General features: G+C 58.9%; 3 protein-coding genes. All 3 read left to right on the top strand.

The window, feature by feature from the left end; all coding sequences use genetic code 11:
* Positions 1-715, top strand: a 715-nt coding sequence (locus tag PQQ95_RS36455; protein ID WP_408447222.1) for a glutamine synthetase family protein, incomplete at its 5' end; no start/stop codon positions are given.
* A gap of 49 nt (positions 716-764) precedes the next feature.
* Entirely contained in the window at positions 765-2,198 is a 1,434-nt protein-coding gene (locus PQQ95_RS36460; protein WP_408447225.1) for an aspartate aminotransferase family protein, read from the top strand.
* Positions 2,199-2,271: 73 nt separating this feature from the next.
* The gene (locus tag PQQ95_RS36465; RefSeq protein ID WP_408447228.1) at positions 2,272-3,393 is read left to right on the top strand and encodes a polyamine ABC transporter substrate-binding protein; all 1,122 of its coding nucleotides are present in this window, start codon (positions 2,272-2,274) and stop codon (positions 3,391-3,393) included.
* The last annotated feature ends 93 nt before the right edge of the window (positions 3,394-3,486 follow it).

Consider the following 3,486-nt stretch of genomic DNA (forward strand, 5'->3'; position numbering starts at 1 on the left):
CTTCATGCACGGCGATCCGCTGAAACTCGCCGACAGCGTGTTCCTGTTCAAGCGCACGGTGCGCGAAGCTGCACTGCGCCACAAGATGTACGCGACCTTCATGGCCAAGCCGATGGAAGGCGAACCGGGCTCGGCGATGCACATGCACCAGAGCCTCGTGGACGAAGAAACCGGCCACAACCTGTTCACAGGTGCGGACGGCAAGCCGACGTCGCTGTTCACCGGCTATATCGCGGGCCTGCAGAAATACACGCCGGCACTGATGCCGATTTTCGCGCCGTACATCAACTCGTATCGCCGCCTGTCGCGCTTCATGGCGGCGCCGATCAACGTGGCGTGGGGTTATGACAACCGCACGGTGGGCTTCCGGATTCCGCATTCGGGCCCGGCTGCGCGCCGCATCGAAAACCGCATTCCGGGTGTGGACTGCAATCCGTATCTGGCGATTGCCGCGACACTAGCTGCCGGCTATCTCGGCATGACGCAAAACCTGGAACCGACCGAGCCGCTGCTCAGCGATGGTTACGAATTGCCCTACCAGTTGCCGCGCAATCTGGAAGAGGGGCTGACGCTGATGGGCGCGTGCGAACCGATGGCCGAGATTCTCGGCGAGAAATTCGTCAAGGCTTACCTCGCACTGAAAGAAACTGAATACGAAGCGTTTTTCCGCGTGATCAGCTCGTGGGAACGCCGGCATTTGCTGCTGCACGTCTAAGACTTTTTTCAACGACGTCGCCCGCAAACGCGAAAAAATTGGAGGCAGTATGAGCTACAGAACAGAAGAAGTCGCTTACGTCCAACCGGCCCAACCCGCCGCACAAGCGCAAGCCGCAAAACGCAGCACCGCCGAATACCGCGCGCTCGACGCCGCGCACCACATCCATCCGTTTTCGGATATGGGTTCGCTCAATCGCAGCGGCAGCCGCGTGATCGTCAAGGCACAGGGCGTGTACCTGTGGGATTCGGACGACAATAAGATCATCGACGGTATGGCCGGTTTGTGGTGCGTGAACGTCGGTTATGGCCGCAAGGAACTGGCCGACGCGGCGTACCGCCAGATGCAGGAACTGCCCTTCTACAACACCTTCTTCAAAACGACGCATCCGCCGGTGATCGAACTGTCGGCCTTGCTTGCAGAACTCGCGCCGGAACCGTTCAACCACTTCTTCTATTGCAACAGCGGCTCGGAAGGCAACGACACCGTGCTGCGCATCGTCCATCAATACTGGGCAACGCAGGGCAAGCACTCGAAGAAGTTCGTCATCTCGCGCAAGAACGGCTATCACGGTTCGACGATCGCCGGTGGCTCGCTGGGCGGCATGGGCTACATGCACGAACAGATGCCCTCGAAAGTCGAGAACATCGTGCATATCGACCAGCCGTATTTCTTCGGCGAAGCAGAAGGCAATCTGACGCCGGAAGAATTCGCTCTCGCCCGCGCACAGCAGCTCGAAGCGAAGATTCTCGAAATCGGCGCCGACAACGTGGCCGCCTTTATCGGTGAGCCGTTCCAGGGCGCGGGCGGCGTGATTTTCCCGGCTTCGACGTACTGGCCGGAAATCCAGCGCATTTGCCGCAAATACGACATCCTGCTGGTCGCCGACGAAGTGATCGGCGGCTTCGGCCGGACCGGCGAATGGTTCGCGCATCAGCACTTCGGTTTCGAGCCGGACCTGATCACGATGGCCAAGGGTCTGACGAGCGGCTATGTGCCGATGGGCGCGGTCGGCCTGCATGATCGCGTCGCCCGCGCGATCATCGAGAACGGCGACTTCAATCACGGCCTCACCTACTCCGGTCACCCGGTGGCCGCGGCCGTGGCGCTCGCCAATCTGAAGCTGCTGCGCGACGAGAAGATCGTCGAGCGCGTCAAGACCGACACGGGTCCGTACTTCCAGAAGAAGCTGCGTGACACCTTTGCCAACCATCCGATCATTGGCGAAATCTCCGGCGCGGGTCTGGTAGCCGGTCTGCAACTCGCAGAAGACCCGAAAGCGCGCAAGCGTTTTGCTAATGGTGGTGAAGTCGGCACGATCTGCCGCGACTTCTGTTTCAACGGCAACCTGATCATGCGCGCGACCGGCGACCGGATGCTGCTGTCGCCGCCGCTCGTTATTAATAAGCTGGAAATCGACGAGATCGTTTCGAAGGCCAAAAAAGCCATCGACGCGACCGCACAACAACTCGGAATTTCGTAACAGCAGTTCGTTCCGGCATGGACGCACCCACGATTCGCGCTCATGCCGGTTCTTCACATCAAGGGAAAAAACCATGAGCGTTTGTCATCTTCGTCATGCGGTCGCGGGGGCCGCGCTTCTCGCCTTCACGGGTTTTGCGGCGTTGTCGGTTACGCCGGCCCTTGCGGCCGACACGGAACTGAATGTGTACAACTGGTCGGACTACATCGCGAAGGACACGATTCCGAACTTCGAGAAGCAGGACGGCATCAAGGTCAAATACGACAACTACGATAGCGACGATACGCTGCAGGCGAAACTGCTCGCGGGCAGTTCCGGTTATGACATCGTGGTGCCGACGTCGAACTACATGGCCAAGCAGATTCAGGCTGGCGTGTACCAGAAGCTCGACAAGTCGAAGCTGCCGAACCTGTCGAACCTCGACCCTGTGTTGATGAAGATGATCGGCGATGCCGATCCGGGCAACCAGTACGGTGTGCCTTGGGCCTACGGTACCGACGGTATCGGCTATAACGTGCAAGCCGTCCAGAAAGCACTCGGCGCCAACGCGCCGGTGGATAGCTGGGCGCTCGTGTTCGACCCGGCCAATTTGTCGAAGCTGAAAGGCTGCGGCGTGTCGTTCCTCGATCAGGCTGTCGACGTGTTCGCCGCGACCCTGCAATACATGCATAAGGATCCGAACAGCACGAACCCCGCCGACTATCAGGCCGCGTACGAAGTGTTGAAGAAAGTCCGGCCGTATATCACCCAATTCAATTCGTCGGGCTACATCAACGACCTCGCGAATAACGACATCTGCGTCGCGGTGGCATGGTCCGGCGACGTAGGCATCGCCAGCCGCCGTACCGCTGAAGCCAAGCGTTCGTATCAGGTGAAATTCTCGAACGTCAAGGAAGGCGGTTTGCTGTGGTTCGACGTGATGGTGATTCCGAAAGACGCACCGCATCCTGAAGCAGCGCTGAAGTGGATCAACTACATCTCGGATCCGAAGGTCAATGCCGCGATCACGAATGAAGTGTTCTATCCGACCGCGAACAAGGCCGCGCGCCAGTTCGTCACGCCGAGTGTCGCGCAGGATACGACCGTTTATCCGGGCGACGAAGTACTGAGCAAGATGACGCTGATGAAGCCAATGCCCACCGATATTCTGCGCCTTGAAAACCGTCTTTGGGCGCAGCTTAAAACCGGCCATTAATACGCCAACACTATTAAATCGATCCCGCGCTCAGGGATCGCTCGAACCCTGAGCGCATGAATGGTAGTAACGGTAGTCAGCCTGCGTATTCTA

The organism is Paraburkholderia caffeinilytica (assembly GCF_046030355.1).
GTDB lineage: Bacteria > Pseudomonadota > Gammaproteobacteria > Burkholderiales > Burkholderiaceae > Paraburkholderia > Paraburkholderia caffeinilytica_B.

What these genes read in the sequence shown, in the direction of transcription:
- PQQ95_RS36460 (WP_408447225.1), top strand. Translation starts at nt 765, where the DNA reads ATGAGCTACAGAACAGAAGAAGTCGCTTACGTCCAACCGGCCCAACCC.
- PQQ95_RS36465 (WP_408447228.1), top strand. Translation starts at nt 2,272, where the DNA reads ATGAGCGTTTGTCATCTTCGTCATGCGGTCGCGGGGGCCGCGCTTCTC.